General features: G+C 47.1%; 13 protein-coding genes. 5 read left to right on the plus strand and 8 right to left on the minus strand.

The genetic code is table 11. The features are described from left to right. Nucleotide 1: 1 nt before the first annotated feature. On the minus strand, nucleotides 2-3,037 hold the full coding sequence (locus tag BUB19_RS22735) for a serine hydrolase domain-containing protein (RefSeq protein WP_245802931.1): 3,036 nt from the start codon (nucleotides 3,035-3,037) through the stop codon (nucleotides 2-4). A 112-nt stretch (nucleotides 3,038-3,149) separates the two neighbouring features. Here BUB19_RS22735 and BUB19_RS22740 point away from each other — a divergent pair, with 112 nt between their 5' ends. Beyond that, on the plus strand, nucleotides 3,150-4,601 hold the full coding sequence (locus BUB19_RS22740; RefSeq protein WP_073098085.1) for a sodium:solute symporter: 1,452 nt from the start codon (nucleotides 3,150-3,152) through the stop codon (nucleotides 4,599-4,601). 13 nt (nucleotides 4,602-4,614) lie between these two features. After that, nucleotides 4,615-4,812 (plus strand): hypothetical protein, encoded by a 198-nt coding sequence (locus BUB19_RS24310; protein WP_178371564.1) that lies wholly within the window; start codon nucleotides 4,615-4,617, stop codon nucleotides 4,810-4,812. Between the two features lie 148 nt (nucleotides 4,813-4,960). On the opposite strand, the gene BUB19_RS22750 is transcribed toward BUB19_RS24310, so the two are convergent. The 6 genes from BUB19_RS22750 to lpxK form a co-directional block, all read right to left on the minus strand. Next, nucleotides 4,961-5,935: an aldo/keto reductase gene (locus tag BUB19_RS22750; RefSeq protein ID WP_073098050.1), complete on the minus strand. Its 975-nt coding sequence runs from the start codon at nucleotides 5,933-5,935 to the stop codon at nucleotides 4,961-4,963. A gap of 469 nt (nucleotides 5,936-6,404) precedes the next feature. Then, nucleotides 6,405-8,099, minus strand: coding sequence for a GMC oxidoreductase (locus BUB19_RS22755; RefSeq protein ID WP_073098087.1), 1,695 nt, complete (start codon nucleotides 8,097-8,099; stop codon nucleotides 6,405-6,407). Nucleotides 8,100-8,109: 10 nt separating this feature from the next. After that, nucleotides 8,110-9,354 carry an ABC transporter permease gene (locus BUB19_RS22760; protein ID WP_073098051.1) on the minus strand — a complete coding sequence of 415 codons (1,245 nt, stop codon included), beginning with the start codon at nucleotides 9,352-9,354 and terminating at the stop codon, nucleotides 8,110-8,112. Nucleotides 9,355-9,468: 114 nt separating this feature from the next. Beyond that, nucleotides 9,469-10,080, minus strand: a complete 612-nt coding sequence (gene miaE, locus BUB19_RS22765) for a MiaE family protein (RefSeq protein WP_178371565.1) — start codon at nucleotides 10,078-10,080, stop codon at nucleotides 9,469-9,471. A gap of 8 nt (nucleotides 10,081-10,088) precedes the next feature. Beyond that, nucleotides 10,089-12,014 carry a putative porin gene (locus BUB19_RS22770; protein WP_317041604.1) on the minus strand — a complete coding sequence of 642 codons (1,926 nt, stop codon included), beginning with the start codon at nucleotides 12,012-12,014 and terminating at the stop codon, nucleotides 10,089-10,091. Beyond that, entirely contained in the window at nucleotides 12,001-13,068 is a 1,068-nt protein-coding gene (gene lpxK, locus BUB19_RS22775; RefSeq protein ID WP_073098055.1) for a tetraacyldisaccharide 4'-kinase, read from the minus strand. The genes BUB19_RS22770 and lpxK overlap by 14 nt, the downstream gene beginning before the upstream one ends. A 44-nt stretch (nucleotides 13,069-13,112) precedes the next feature. On the opposite strand from lpxK, the gene BUB19_RS22780 reads away from it, so the two are divergent. The 3 genes from BUB19_RS22780 (at nucleotide 13,113) to BUB19_RS22790 (ending at nucleotide 15,493) form a co-directional block, all read left to right on the plus strand. Continuing rightward, entirely contained in the window at nucleotides 13,113-14,213 is a 1,101-nt protein-coding gene (locus BUB19_RS22780) for a Nif3-like dinuclear metal center hexameric protein (protein WP_073098056.1), read from the plus strand. Between the two features lie 3 nt (nucleotides 14,214-14,216). After that, entirely contained in the window at nucleotides 14,217-14,984 is a 768-nt protein-coding gene (locus tag BUB19_RS22785; RefSeq protein WP_073098058.1) for a zinc ribbon domain-containing protein, read from the plus strand. 98 nt (nucleotides 14,985-15,082) lie between these two features. Then, entirely contained in the window at nucleotides 15,083-15,493 is a 411-nt protein-coding gene (locus tag BUB19_RS22790) for a hypothetical protein (RefSeq protein ID WP_073098059.1), read from the plus strand. On the opposite strand, the gene BUB19_RS22795 is transcribed toward BUB19_RS22790, so the two are convergent. Further along, the gene (locus BUB19_RS22795; RefSeq protein WP_073098061.1) at nucleotides 15,483-16,112 is read right to left on the minus strand and encodes a histidine phosphatase family protein; all 630 of its coding nucleotides are present in this window, start codon (nucleotides 16,110-16,112) and stop codon (nucleotides 15,483-15,485) included. The two genes, BUB19_RS22790 and BUB19_RS22795, sit on opposite strands and share 11 nt — an antisense overlap. Nucleotides 16,113-16,149 lie beyond the last annotated feature (37 nt).

Genomic DNA, 16,149 nt, shown 5'->3' on the forward strand with positions numbered 1-16,149 from the left:
TTTAGTCTTCCCGGCCTTCTGCCTTGCTTAAGGCCTGGTACACTTGTTCGAGTATATTGGTCCGGACATTCAGGCGATAGATATTTCTGTTTTCCCTTGTTGGGTAGACCCTGTTGGAAAGAAATACGTATACGATTTCGTTTTCCGGGTCTATCCAGGTATAGGTACCCGTAAAGCCTGAATGCCCAAAACTACTTTTCGGAGCGCTGGGAGCGGCATTTCCGTTCGGATCACCGGGCCGATTGGGACGATCAAAGCCCATGGCCCGGTAGTTTCCGGTGTCACAGTAGACACATTTGGAATAGGCTGATACAACTCCGGGAGCAATAAGTTGCTCCCCTGCATAGCTCCCGTCATAAAGGTAGAGATGCATCAATTTGGCCAGGTCATTTGCATTTCCAAACAGGCCGGCATGTCCACTGACACCTCCCAGCATAGCAGCTCCCTCATCGTGTACCGTGGCATGTAGCAGTTGCTTTCTGAATGCCGTATCTATCTCAGTAGGGACGACCCTTTTCGGAGGGTAGTTTTTATACGGATTGAAAGTAAGCGTGCCGGCCCCCAATGGCCGGTAGAGATTGCGGTCAAGGTATTCGTAGAAGGGCTCTCCGGTAATGGTCTCTATCACTTTGGGCGCCAAAATAAAAGAAAGGTCGCTGTAGACATATCCCGGCTCGGGATTTAAAGGCGAATCTAAAATTTCCTCGTAAATCTTCTGGTCATATTTTCGGTGAATAAATAAATCATCAGCAACTTTTACCGGAAACCTCCTCGATGAGTCTGATTTCATGGTAAACCATTTGAAACTGCCATTTTTCCGCACGGTAGACATCCAGAAGGGAATCCAGGAGCGTAACCTGGCCTGATGGGTAAGGATATCTTTGTAAGCCAGATCGGCTTTATTTGTCCCCCGGGCTGGAGGATAATAGCTCCCAAGTGTCTCGTTTTCGTCAAATTTACCCAAGCCTTTCAGGTGCATAAATGCGGCCAGTGAGGTACTTATTTTGGTAATGGAAGCAAGGTCGTAGAGGTCATCCATATTTACAGGCTGCAGGGAATCATAGGTATGGTAGCCAAAAGCCTTTTGATAAAACACCTTCCCCCCTTTGGCCAGCAGGACCTGCCCCCCGGGGATGGCTTTCTCCTGTATGGCCAGACGCATCAAACTGTCAATGCCATTCAAATCTGCTGTACGAATGCCAACTTCCTCAGGCTGGGTGTAGGAGAGCCGGCCGCCGGTCTGCGTCTCCAATCCATCTCCCTGTTTAAAAAACCCATTGACTGTTACAGGCAACCTGCCCCTGGCACCTATACCACCAAAGATGAGCTGCGCCGTAAGATCCTGTGTCAGGGGCGTCTCCTGGTAAGCAGCGATAAGGCCCTCAGCCTTTTCCAGCCCGGGAATCTTATCCAGACTATAGACATTGCCAAAAACACTCACGACCACCGCATGATTGGCGATAAGATCCCTGATCATTACGTTCATTTCAGGCGTAATCCCAAAGTCATTGCTACCCTCCCGGATTCCGAGACCGTGAAGTCCCAGCAATACCAATTGGAAATCAGCCAGCTTGGTCTTCAAATCAGCAATTTCTTTCAGGCCTCCCCCGGCGGGAAAAGTAAAGTGGCTGATCGGGGCATACCTGTCCAAACCCTTTTGAAAATCAGTCGGCTTGTCTGTTCCCAGGGAAACGCTGGCAATCCTGATGTTGTCCAAACCTTTTACCGGTAGGATATTGTCCCGGTTTCTAAGCAAGGTCAGTGAGGCTGCAGTTAATTTTCTGCTGAGAAATACTGCGGCCGGATCATTCAGGTCTTCAATAAGATGAGCCGTCTCTACTGGCTGCAGACTGTCCAGCCCCAGCCAGGCCTTTGCCTGGAGTACTTTAAGCACCCTTTGGTCAATTTCTTCCCGGGATATTTCTCCCCTCTCCACCGCTCTTTGTACTTCTCTGATGGTGGCGGGAACATCCATGGTATTCAATAGCATGTCATTGCCTGCCAGGAGGGCTTTTACATCTACTACACCGGGTGGGTAGTACCCTGCCACTGCCTGCATGTTTAGGGCATCGGTAAATACCAGACCCTGATAACCCATTTCCTCTTTTAGTAAGCCAGTTACAATGGGCCGGGACAAACTCGAAGCCAGATTAGGGGTATCATCCAATGCTGGGATCTGCATATGGGCTACCATGATGCTACCGAGCCCTTGTTCCATCAATTGGCGAAAGGGATACAATTCCGTCTCTCTCAATCTTTTCTCAGAAAAATGCAGTACCGGCAGGGAATAATGGGAGTCGGCATCCGTATCGCCGTGTCCGGGAAAATGCTTTGCTGAAGCCAGAATTCCATGATCTTGCATTCCTTTCATGTATGCCAGAGATTTGCTCGCTACATTTTCCTTTTCTTCACCAAAGGACCGAAAGCCGATAACCGGATTGTTGGCATTGTTGTTTACATCGACCACGGGAGCAAAATTAACGTGAATCCCGGAACGCCTTGCCTGGCGGGCTACCTCTGCACCCATCTCATACAACAAGTCTTCATCTGAGACCCCTCCCAGTGCCATCTGGTAAGGATAGCGGACCGTACTATCCAAACGCATGCGCAGTCCCCACTCTCCGTCAAGGCTGATCATCAGGGGAACTTTGGTCTCCTGCTGAAAGCGATTGATCATATGGGCCTGCCGTACCGGTCCTCCCTGGAAAAAAATTATCCCGCCTACCCCATATTCACGTACCAAAGCGGATATGGAATCCACATGGACCTTGTCTTTATTGGAATAGGCCGGAATCATGATCAATTGTGCAATGCGCTCCTCAGGACTTAACGTGGCCAGAACAGAATCTGCCCAATACAGGTACTTATCAGCCAGAAAGGGCGGATTCTGCTGCTGGGCGAAGAGCAAAGGCGTAAAATGAAAAAACAGTATACAGACCAAAAGGGATGCAGTTAAGCGATCTGATTTTCCGTTTCCCCTCCGCATAGAAAAACTGCAGCCACCCATCTTTGCTGCACAAACATTTTTTACCGCCATTTGAAATACTATTAATTTGGGCGGTAAGTTACCAAATTTGTCGCTTACGGTTTAAATGATTTCAATAAATTGCCTATCATTGAAGGATAATTTTCATTTCAATCAGGTAAACATGAGCCCACTTCTGGTATTTGGTGTCATTGCAGGGTATTTTGCATTATTGTTACTCATCAGTTACCTTACTTCACTCAAATCAGACAGCCTTACTTTTTACACGGGCAACAGGGAATCGCCCTGGTTTCTGGTAGCCTTTGGCATGGTAGGAGCTTCCCTTTCCGGGGTTACCTTTATTTCCGTCCCTGGTGAGGTAGGCAATACCAACTGGGCATACCTCCAATTTGTGATGGGCAATATGGTAGGTTATGCGGTGATCGCCCTGGTGCTTATTCCGCTTTTTTACCGGCTAAACCTGATTTCAATTTACGAATACCTCAAAAGCAGGTTTGGCCGGAAAACATACCTTTCCGGGGCAAGCATATTCCTGATTTCCCAAACCATAGGAGCCTCCTTTCGCCTGTTTCTTGCAGCCACTGTGCTACAAATTGCCTTTTTCGATGCTTTTGGAATACCCTTCTATGCATCTGTCTTTACCACCATGATCCTGATCTGGTTGTATACCTACAAAAGTGGCATTAAGACCATCGTGTGGACCGATACCCTGCAGACGACCTTTCTGCTTCTGGCCGTGGTCATCACTATCTTCGTAATTGGTGGGGAATTGAATCTGACAGGCACGGAAATCCTTTCTGTGATAGGAGAAAGTGACCTTTCCACAATCTTCGTTTGGGAAGGAAATACCAGCCAAAACTTTTTCAAAATGTTTGCGGGAGGCGTGTTCATTACCATTGCGATGAATGGTCTTGACCAGAACGTGATGCAAAAGAACCTGACCTGTAAAAACAAGGCGGAAGCCCGGAAAAACATATTCTGGTTTTCCATAAGTTTTTTTCTCTCCACCCTGCTGTTTCTGGCATTGGGAATACTACTTTATCAGTACGCGGCAGTGAACGGACTGCAATTGCCCGATGCGACCGACGAGCTATTTCCTACGCTTGCGCTTAACCATTTTGGCATTCTGGCAGGTGTCGCCTTCCTGCTTGGAATTACAGCCGCCGCATTTTCCAGCGCAGATTCTGCCTTGACCGCACTGACTACTTCCTTTTGTATTGACATCGTAAACCTCCCCTCCAAAAATAATATCAACCAGGACAGGACCAGAAGATGGATCCATATTGGTTTTACCTTTCTGGTGTTTCTGACCATTGTGGTATTCAACGAAGTCAATGACAGAAGTGTAGTGAGTGCCGTTTTCAAGGCCGCGGGATTTACCTACGGACCTTTGCTGGGGCTTTTTGCCTTTGGCCTTACCAATAACCTCTCCGTTAGAGATAAGTGGGTACCCTTCATTTGCCTGCTCAGTCCGGCGCTCTCCTTTGTGATCGATTGGAATGCCGCCACCTGGTTCAATGGATTTCAGTTCGGCTTCGAAATCCTACTGGTCAACGCTACCATTACCTACCTGGGATTACTGTTGAGTTCTGAAAGCAAGCACTCAGCGCAGTAGTGAAAAAGGCAACATGAATAGTGCGAATATCATGGATAAAGTGAGCGTAACGCCCAGACCCAACAGGCGAAATGGCAGCAGGATCAACCAGATCAAAGGATACAGGAGCAACAATAAAATTGCGATTGGCCAGCACAATACAAAAAGAATGGCCCAAAGTACGAAACCTATAAATGTATTCATCCCCGAAAGATTAGCGTTAGTCTGGTGATTAAATGATCCATTTGAATGCCATAGTTTAAAAAATCCATTATTCAGCGAATAAGCGATTATTTTACATGATCGAAAGCGTTCAGTAGTCCGTCAGCGGACAGAAAAATGTCCGGAATTAAACATGGATGCTCCATTTGCAAAGCAGATCACTTTAGCAATTTTCTGAAATGAGTAAGATACAGGGTTTGTAAATAACTCTGGTCTTCCTGGCTAAGCTGCAGGGTTTCCACGGTATTTTGCACTGCCTGTTCAGGTGTTCTGATGCCCGGAATGACTGTCGATATGCCCTCAAAACCAAGCACGAAACTCAAGGCAAGTTGTCCGGGACTGATTTCGTATTTATCGGCCAGCGGCCAGACCAGCTCCAGCGCATCCAGGTAATCAGCCAAAAGCTGTGGGTTGAGCCTTTCGCTGCGGTGGTCGTCCTGCGGGAAACGTGTTTCTTTCGTAAATTTCCTTGTAAGCAGCCCAAACTGGAAGGGCATCCGGGCGATTATCCCATGACCGGAATCCGCTGCCGCCGCCACAACAGGCAGCGCTTCCTGGTTGAGAATATTCAAAACAAGCTGAAAACCATTACCCAAACCCCGGCCTATCAAATACGCAGCTTCCGGCTGGGGATCAATAGTATTCAGCGAAACACCCCAGTAGCGGATTTTTCCTGCCTTTTTGAGTTGCTCCAGGGCTTCAATACACTCGCCATTTTCCAAATCGCTCACTTTAGCCGTATGCAATTGATAGAAATCTATGGTATCCCTTCTTAGCCGCTTCAGACTGCTTTCGCAGGAACTCTGGATATGTGATTTGGAGTAATCCATATAAATTTGCCCTTCGGGTGTTAGCCGATGCCCCACTTTTGAGGCGATTATCGCACCGGGATCATTGGAAAAAACCTCGCCTATAAGTTTCTCCGAATGTCCCAGCCCGTAAAAATCTGCAGTGTCAAAAAAGTTGACACCCTGCTCACGGGCTTTAAGCAAAGCTAATTTTGACGTCGAATCATCTACCGGCCCCCATCCTATGGCTGTCTTTCCGGCCATCGCCGGGCCGCCTATGGCCCAGGCTCCAAATCCTATCTCACTTACCTTTAGGTCTGTGTTGCCAAATTTTCTGTAATTCATGATTTCTAAGTTGGATGTCTGGCTTGAGATTAAAAAGATTTAGAACAAAAATAAACCTCTGACCCAAAAAGTACTAACTTTTTTTGGCTCCTTTTAAGGTTTAATCGCCCTTGTGAAGTGGTGGAAATGCGAAACATCGATTTAAACCCGAAATAATCATGAGTAACCCGGTAGGATTTAAGAAACCTGGCGTAGGTTATCTCAAGAAAACTATCTTGTCTGAATGGATGATTCAAATTAACAATCGGGCGTTTGCCCGACAGCTTTTCAGGTTGCTATCCTATCGTTTCGAAATTTTTACCTAAAATAAAATGGTCCTTCGCTGATTGGCAGGAACTCCATTATCAATAAACCATTCAACTTTTATATCTGCTATCCAGCTTCTTTAACCATGAATTCTTCACAAGCCAATGGGTGTCAAATCTGAAAAACAATATACATCGACAAAGGTCCCTTGTAAAATGCAGCCTTATGTTTTCAGGTCTCCCCTTTTCAGTGCATTCACTGCATGGTCTACTGCGCGCGCCGTTAAGGCCATATACGTCAGACTGGGGTTCTGGGTACCGGTCGAGGTCATGGAGGCACCATCCGTCACGTAGACGTTGGGGCAGGCATGCATCTGGTTAAACCGGCCCAAAAGTGACGTGTTGGGATCCTTGCCCATTCGCACCCCTCCCATCTCATGAATGTCCAGGCCGGGCGCCTGTCCGCTGTCGTTTTGCCGGATGTTTTTACATCCCGCGCTTTCCAGCATTGCTGCCCCCTGATCCAGAAAGTCTCGAAGGGATTTTTCATCATTCTCGTCGTAGCCAACATCCACCCGCAATTGAGGTATGCCCCAATCATCTTTTTGATTTTCATCCAGGTACACCCGGTTTTCTTTTTTGGGAATCGTTTCCCCCTGCATCATCATGTAAACACCCCAGGGCCCTGCTTCAGCATTAGCCTCTTTAAACTCGGGCCCAAAAGATTCATTCCTGGCAGCTCCCCAGCTTCCACGACCGGCAGAATAAAAGCTCATGTAGCCCCGTAAAAAATCTGTTTCCTGCTTTTTGACATTGCGAAAGTTGGGAAGCATCACGGCAGTAGGTCTTCGTCCATAATAGTAGGAATCCAGGTGTCCTTCCATGCGCGCAGACAGAGAGCCCCGGTAATTGTGGAAGGCAATGTGTGTACCCAACAGCCCGCTGTCATTGCCCAGGCCCTGTGGAAATCGGTTCGATATGGAATTCAGCAGTATCAGATTGGAATTCAGCGCCGAAGCATTGACGAAAATTATTTTCGCAAAAAACTCGGTGGTTTCTCCGGAAAGGGCGTCTACAATGCGCACCCCGGTCACCCTGCCCGCTGTCTCGTCGTAAATCAGTGAATGCACTACTGAATGGGGACGCAGGGTCATGTTGCCCGTAGCGGCAGCCGCCGGAAGTGTGGATGCATTGGAACTGAAATATGCACCAAATGGGCAACCCCGCTGGCAGAGGCTGCGGGCCATGCATTGCCCCCTGCCCTGTGCGGTATGGTGGGCCTGTGGCTCCGTAAGGTGCGCACAACGCCCTATTACAAACTTCCGCTCCGGGTAGGCCTCCAGGATGCGCTGCTGAACGATCCTTTCAACTTTATTCATCTCCCATGGCGGCAAAAACTCACCGTCGGGAAGGGTGTCCAACCCGTCCTTATTGCCACTGACACCGATAAATTTTTCCACATAGCTGTACCAGGGAGCAATGTCTTCATATCGTATGGGCCAATCCACCGCGAAGCCGTCCCGGGCAGGGCCTTCAAAGTCGTATTTGCTCCAGCGCTGCACCTGTCTTGCCCATAGCAGGGATTTGCCCCCAACCTGGTAGCCCCGGATCCAGTCAAACGGTTTATCCTGGATATAGGGATGTTCCTTGTCCTTGACAAAAAAATGATCCGCATCATCCCTGAATGCATAGCAGCGGGAAACAACAGGATTTTCCAGGCGCAAATCAAGGGGTAATTGACCACGGAGAGGAAACTCCCAGGGCGGTGTGTGCATGGTAGGGTAATCCTCCCTGTGGGTCACATTTCTTCCCCTTTCCAGAACCAGGGTTTTTAAACCCTTTTCGCACAATTCCTTTGCTGCCCAACCTCCACTGATTCCTGAGCCGATGACGATGGCATCGTAACTATGATCGTTCATTTTCATTCGATTATTCGTAGCGCAATGATTCGATAGGGTCTAGTCTGCTGGCTTTATAAGCCGGCAAAAGCCCGGAAAATAAGCCAACCAGCACACAGACCACGAAGGCAAATATAATCCATACCCAGGGAATCAAAAAGCCTCCGGGACCTACAGAATTACCCACGAGATTTCCTATGCCAATGCCCATCAGTACGCCAAGCAAACCACCTAGTACACAGATCACGATGGCTTCGATCAAAAATTGCTGCCGGATTCTTTGAGGTGTTGCCCCCAGCGCCTTTCGGATCCCAATCTCCCGCGTCCTCTCGGTTACAGATACCAGCATGATGTTCATCAGCCCGATCGCTGCACCCAGCAAGGTGATAAATCCAATACCGAAGCCACCGATCCGCAGAAAACCTGCAATCTCCTCCAGACTTTCTCCCAAAGTTTGTGACTTGACCACTTCAAAAGAGTCTTCCATTCCAATACCATCTTCCCGGATCGCCCGCATGATACCGGTAGCCTGCCCCATTTCATACTCCAACTTGAGCGGGTCTTTGCCAGCCACCGTAATGGTATACCGAAACGTTCCGCTTCTATCCAGATTTCTGGCATTAAGGATCGGAATGACAATGGCCCGGTCGGCTCCGGAACTTCCTCCTACCCCTCCCTGCTTTTCCATGATCCCTACTATGGTGTAGCGCTTTCCAAAAAAAGAAATGAATTTGCCTAAGGGATTTTCCCCTTTTTCAAAGAGCGTGCTTTGAATTTCAGTACCGATGATGCATACATTGTTGCCATATTGAATCTCTACATTACTGAAATTACGACCTTCTTCCACTGCGATACCTTTGATCAGGAAATAATTTTCGTCTCCGCCGATGATGCGGCTATTCGGATTGGTCTTCTTTGAGCCTCTTTTTACTTCGGCTGACCCTGTCACGGAAGTGGTAATGGTGGACCTACCCCATTCCTGATATTCATTTTTAAAAGCCTCTGCTTCCCGGAAGGAAATGTCCGGATAATTTTTTGCGGCTACACCTGAAGAGGTGGCCCGTCCTCCGGAAAATCGCTTGCTGCGGACATCAAAATTATTTGCACCGAAGCCAGAAAGACTTTCCTCAATCTGCGCTTTCATCGCATCTATGGCAGTAAGCATTCCCACCAGTGAGGTGATCCCGATAGCAATGATCAAACCGGTTAAAATGGTTCTGAGAAGATTGCTTCTTACCGACCGGAAGGCCTCCCGAATGTTTTCGATCAAATCCATGCTTCAAAGGTAAATGGCCGCTTTCGGACAAAGGGACCAACTATTTCGATAATATTAACCAATAATTGCATTCGCACAAAGTAATTCAGGAAATTTAACGGATAGCGGCCAGAGCTAATGCATCCGGTCTCCTCTGATGGTCAGCTGCTCCATGACCTCTTTCTCGAATGCCAGCCATTCTTCCCAGCGCCTTTCTACCTGCTGAGGATCCTGATAGGTTTTGGCAAGATTGATGAAATTGACATAGTGCCCGGCTTCGGATACCATGAGGCGGTAATAAAATTGCTGCAGGTCTTCATCTTCAAGATTTTTCCAGAGGATTTTGAATCGCTCACAAGACCTGGCCTCTATCAGTGCATTCATGAGCAGGTGTTCTGTCAATTGATCCGTCCGGCTGCCACCTTTTCGCACGAAACGCTGTAGCTGCATCACGTATTCATCCTTCCTGGGATGACCAAAGGAGTAGCCCCGCTTCCGGATCTGCTGCATCACCGCCTCAAAATGCTCCCATTCCTCTGCCACCACCGGGCTGAGCACATCCACCATGCGGTCAAATTCAGGAAACTTTATGATAAGCGAAATACAGGAAGAAGCGGCTTTCTGCTCACAATACGCATGGTCAACCAATATATCCTCCAGCCTCATTTTAGCCACGTCTACCCATCGGGGATCGGTAGGCAACTGTAGGTGCAACATCTTTTGCTGTGTAGATTCCTGCCAACTCATGTCCAAATTTAATCAAAGAAATACCAACTGATCCCCAGGTCGAGCATATTTTTCAATCCGGTGTATCCCGGTGTCACAAAATAGCCGTCGTTTTCCATAAAACCTGCATTGAGGTGGTTGTACCGGAAAAGGACCCGGGTGCGGTTGATCCTGAAGTTCAGAAATGCATCAGCTACCGGATAGGCATACACGTTGAAATCATTTTGCAGGTAAAATTGCTGGGTAGCGGGCATGTAAGCGGGGGAATAATTGTCGGAACGGTACCTCAGTTCCAGGCCCAGTTGTACATACACGTTTTCATCGAATAGTGGCCCGTCAAAAAATACACGGCTATTGACAAAGATCTCGGGTATCCGGAATTTTTCGGCCGCTCCCCCAGTAACCAGCGTATAATAGGCTTCAGATTGCCAATTGATTTTACGTGCAAACACGAAATGAGCCGATAATCCCGGTATCACCATAAAAGCCTCTTCGGAAACCTGCTCCGGCACCTGCTCCTCATTGTAAAACGTGTAATTGTTGATGCGGTTTATGGTCAGGTTGGGCCTCAATTTGATATGGGTAAAATCTGCCTTAATCGTACCCTGTACCTGATCCACACCGGTATTGGCAAAGTCATTGTCCCAGCGGTAGTGATTTCCCATATAGCGTTCCTGAGCCAGGCTCGGTTTGTACAGTGCTTTGGTGTAACTGACATCCAGAATCGGAGAAATAAACAACCCTTTGACCCGGTACCCGTTGGGTATGAGGTATTCGCCCTCAGCTTCAAACACCCAATTTTCGTTGATCTCTCCCCTCAATGCTCCACCCAGGTACAATTCGGTAAAGGTATTGTTGCTGGTAAAAAACCGGCTGGCCATTCTTCCGGATCGAAACTTCAGGTAAGCATTGTAATAGACCGGGCCAAAATCACCCTTAAACCCTACCTCGTTTTTCCACACTGAGAAGTGATTGTGATTATTGGTCGTATCGGTTTTGCTGTGGACAAGGGTAGTATCCGAAGAATTGAACCTGTTTTCATTGAAAAAGGCGGCATCGGAGGAGCCGAGATTGCTGAAAAAAGTGACTTCCTGCTTCTTTTTGTCAAAAATATGGTAAACCTGCCAACCCTTCAGCAACTGGTATTCGTGGTAGAGGTGGTATTCCTGGCGCAGATCTACCGCTCTGGAATTTCTGAGCCATACTTTGGAATCTTCATAGGTAAAATACAAAGAGGTGGTATCCACTTCTGGCGGGATAATTCCTCCCTGTTCGTTGACATTGTGTTTCATTCTGGTGAAGGCCGCCAAAAGGCGGTACTTCCCGTTTTCAGAATGGTAATTGGTATGCATTTCATAGGAATCATTGACCACGTTATTGTCATCCCTTCGGGTAGGATTCAGGGTCTTTCTGGCCCTGATGGTCCGGTATGCTATCCCTACATTCCAATTTGGCTTGATGTTTCTGACAAATTCCACATCCAGCTTATTGCGATTTCCCCCTCCAAAAAATGCCGCAATTTTGGTATGTGGCGATTTGGTATCATAATAGCGGATACTATCTGCTGCATTGTGGTACAGGTCATAGGCATTAAAGCCGGAAACACTACCTATCTGCCTGGGCACCTCATAAAAAATGGGCCTTGCTGCTGTACCCAGATTAGCAAGATCCTGGTATTTGTACCAGGTATCTGCTACTGCCTCATAATTGTGAAAACCGGTGAGGGAGGTGTCCAATTCTATTTTCTGCAAGCGATTGTTTCTGACAGATTTCTCGTAGAAATAAAGAGAGGTATTCGGCCCGTAGACCATTTTGGTGGAATCGTCCAGCAAACCCCGCCTTGGACTGCTCTCATCCTCGTCTTCGGTAGTCGTTTGCTGTGCCAGTAAAGGCGAGCCCAGCATTAGCAGGACTGTATAAACAGCAAGAAAGGATCTCATTCTAATTGTAAACACCGGAACTTTTTAAATTTATGATTTCATGCATTTTCTGAAGGATTTCCTGTTTATCCTTGCTTCCCATATGAAGCGCTACGGGCAAAACAAAAACGGCAAAATCCTCCAAAACATTCAATAATTTATTGTCCCGGATTTTCACGGCGTCCTTTTCGGTAGTGATAACGGCTGGCTTTTTACTTTTGTATTCCTCACACAGGCTCCTGATGGACTGCATATCGCGCTCTGTATAACAGTGGTGGTCCGGAAAAGACATCACCTTGAGGATATGGTGGTTTTCGGCCAGCTCCTGCACCATGGGCTGAGGGTCCACAATGCCCGTGACGACGATAAGGTTTGTATTTGGATCTGCTTCTCCACCCCGCAGCGAATAAGGCTTCCCATATTTCAATCCGGAAAAGTATACCGGCACGTTCTTGCCCGCATACCTGACAATTTTTGCGGTCATTGAATTTTTTTCCTGTGCCGTCATGTTCTCCGGACATTTGGTTACCAGGATCATACCCGCACGGCTGGCATTCCGCCTCCCCTCCCGAAGTCTGCCCAGGGGCAGCAGGTGATCCTCGTAAAAAGGTCTTTGGTAACTGGTCAGCAAAATATACCAGTCGGCTTTCAGGTAGCGGTGCTGAAAAGCATCGTCCAGAAGGATGGCCTGCAAACCCTCAGATGCAGCCAGCATCATTGGGATGGCCAGTATCCTTTCCTCGCCCACAGCTACAGTAGCCTGCTTTTTAAATTTTGCATACATCTGGTAAGGCTCATCACCAATTTCTTCAGGTCCCACAGTTTCATCGGCCAGAATAAAACCCTTTGTCTTGCGACCATAGCCCCTGCTCAATACAGCCAGTGAAAAGGAGCTGGAAAGGTACCTGATCAAAAACTCCACGAAAGGCGTTTTGCCTGTACCTCCCACTGCAAGATTGCCTACAACGATAGTAGGCACATCAAAAGCCTGACTTTTTTTGAGCCCGGTCTCAAACAAGTGATTTCGGAAAGCAGTGACCCCATCATACAAGCAGGCAAACGGGAACAACAAAAAGTCTGGCAAACGCATTGTGGATTTTTTTGTAATTTTGACTGAAAAACAAAAGCAAATATATGGTTTATTTGATTAAGGATATCATTTCCCATTTAGAATCCATCGCACCCACCAGCTATCAGGAAAGTTACGACAATGCCGGCCTGATTGTAGGCGATCCGGCCGATCAGGTGAAGGGAATTATTTGCTGTTTGGATGTAACCGAAGCCGTCGTGGTTGAGGCCAAAGAAAAAGGTTGCAACCTGATCGTGGCCCATCACCCGATCGTTTTTAAAGGACTCAAGCGGCTCACAGGCAGGGATTATGTCGAACGCACGGTGATAAAAGCCATAAAAGAAAACATTGCGATCTATGCGATCCATACCAATCTTGACGCCGTCTATCGGGGCGTCAACCAGAAAATCGCAGAGAAAATCGGGCTTTCCGCCACAAAAATACTGGCTCCGAAAAAAGGCCTGCTTAGCAAATTGACCACTTTTATCCCCAGAAAAAATACAGACGAGGTGTTATCTGCATTGTATGAGGCCGGAGCCGGAACCATTGGCAATTATGCCCGATGCAGTTTCCAGACAGAGGGGCAGGGGACTTTTCTCCCCCTGGAAAATGCCAGACCCCATATTGGCAGCAGGGGAACTGAAGAGCGGGTAGCAGAAAAAAGAGTAGAGTTGATGCTGCCGGCACATCTGGAGACAAAGGTCCTTCAGGCCCTGCAAAACGCCCATCCCTACGAAGAAGTGGCGTATTACTTACAGCCATTGCAGAATGCGCATCAGGAAGTAGGTGCAGGCATGATAGGCAATTTGGCAGAGCCGCTTTCCGGCATGGATTTTCTCAGACATCTGAAAGATTCCATGGACCTTCAGGTATTGAAGCATACAGCCATTTTGGACCGAAAAATCAGCCGCGTGGCCATCTGTGGTGGGGCAGGAATTTTCCTCCTGGGTCAGGCTATTAAATCAGGCGCTGACGTCTTTGTCACCGCCGATGTCAAATACCACGAATTCTTCGATGCGGACCAAAGAATATTATTGGCAGACATTGGACATTATGAGAGTGAAATTTACACAAAAGAACTTTTAAAAGATTTATTGTCGCAAAAATTTAGTAATATTGCAACCTATTTGACAAATGTAGTTACAAATCCAATAAGTTACCTTTAGTAAATGGAAAGTCCGGTCGCACAAAAACTAGAAGCTATTCTTAACCTTCAAAATATTGATTCACGTTTAGACGCTATTTTTAAGGTCAGGGGAGCCCTTCCCGAAGAAGTTCAGGATTTGGAAGATGAAATTATAGGGTACGAAACACGCCTGAGCAAATTCAATTCAGATATCACAGCTACAGAAGAGGAAATAAAAAAACACAAAGATGCCATCAAGGAATCTGAAAAACTGATCAAAAAATACCAGGATCAGCAGATGAATGTAAGGAACAACCGGGAATACGATGCGATCACCAAGGAGTTGGAATTACAGGATCTGGAGATACAGGTTTCCAAAAAGAAAATTGCAGAAGCACAGCTAAGAATAGAGGAAAAACAAAAGGATATTGCTGAGCTTAACGAAACCCTTAAAGACCGGCAAAATGACCTGGATCAGAAAAAAGGAGAGCTGGACACGATCGTCGCTGAAAGCGAAACAGAAGAGAAAAAGCTGAAAACCGAAAGAGAAAAGGCTGCCAAAAAAGTAGACGACCGACTGATCAAGTCCTACGAAAAAATCCGAAACAACGCAAAAAACGGACTTGCTGTGGTTTTGGTAAAAAGGGGAGCTTGTGGCGGATGCTTCAACATTGTACCTCCGCAGCGGCAGGCAGAAATCAGAGAAAGGAAAAAAATCATCGTATGCGAACATTGTGGCAGGATACTGGCTGGTGTAGAAGATGAGATCGTCGAGGAGCCAACTCCCAAAAGAAAAAGATCTAAAGCATAAGAATGCTGCCAAAACCGGAAAATTTCCGGTTTATTTTTGCATGCAAAATCCTTTTTCCGCTTTGTTTCGTATATAATTTTTACATATATTACGAACCTATGAGAAAAGCCATCTTTGCGATATTCCTACTCGGGCTTACTTCGTCCCTATTGGCAAAGGAAAGTCCTGAGAAGACATTTCTGATCATCTTTGATGAAACGGAACTAAAAAACCTGAAATCCAGTCCTGCCAAGGTTGAATTGAATTTTTTAAACACCTTTGAAACGAAGACCTATGCAGGAAACTCTGAGAGAGCTTTACTGGTCACCGTTCCCTTCGCCGACTGGACAGCCTGCGAAATGGGCAGTATGCTGATCGAGATATCTCCCGACCGGGAAGTCCCACTTGAGCACATTGCTTTCCGCATCATAGACTTGCAGGAATGTCAGGACAATTTCAAGACCTTGCTTTCCAATACGGAAGAAGGAAAATCAAAGAAGAAAGTAGCCACCATCAAACTCAGTCTATAGCTTTTACCTTTCTCACCGGAGAGGGGTGGTATTCATATAGAAACAGCTCTCCTCCATCCCTTTCGTGCAGCTCATAGCAGCATAGGTTTTCATGCCTGAACACATCCATATAGCGCAAATCATATCCGAGCAATACCGTCATCAGAATGCGAATGGCTCTGCCGTGCATGCATACCAGTATATGGTTACCCCCCTGGCTCAGAATATGATCCATTGCTCTCCTGAGCCGTATGACCACATCCAGGGGAGACTCCCCACCTTCTATTTTGTGGTCCAATTGCCCGGAGGACCAATTGGCCAACATGTCCAGGTAGTATTGGTTTTCGTCGTGATCCATGGGTAATCCCTCGTAATTGCCCCAGGAAATTTCGTTCAAATCGGCCAACTCTTCCTGATAAACGCTGGCTTCCAGAAATTTTTCTATGGACTGCCGGGTTCGCTGGAGCGAGGAATAATAGATGTGATCAAAGGGAATATGTTTGAAATTTTCGTAGAAGGCATCTGCCTGTTGCCGGCCAGTCTCGTTGATGGGAGCATCGATCCCACTCCCCTGTACCACGCCTTTGCGGTTGTAATCGGTTTGTCCGTGGCGGACCACAAATATTTTTTTACTGCTCAAGATTCTCTATTTTTGATTTCAAAACCAAAGGAAAAAA

Source organism: Cyclobacterium lianum (assembly GCF_900143075.1).
In the GTDB taxonomy this organism is placed as follows: domain Bacteria; phylum Bacteroidota; class Bacteroidia; order Cytophagales; family Cyclobacteriaceae; genus Cyclobacterium; species Cyclobacterium lianum.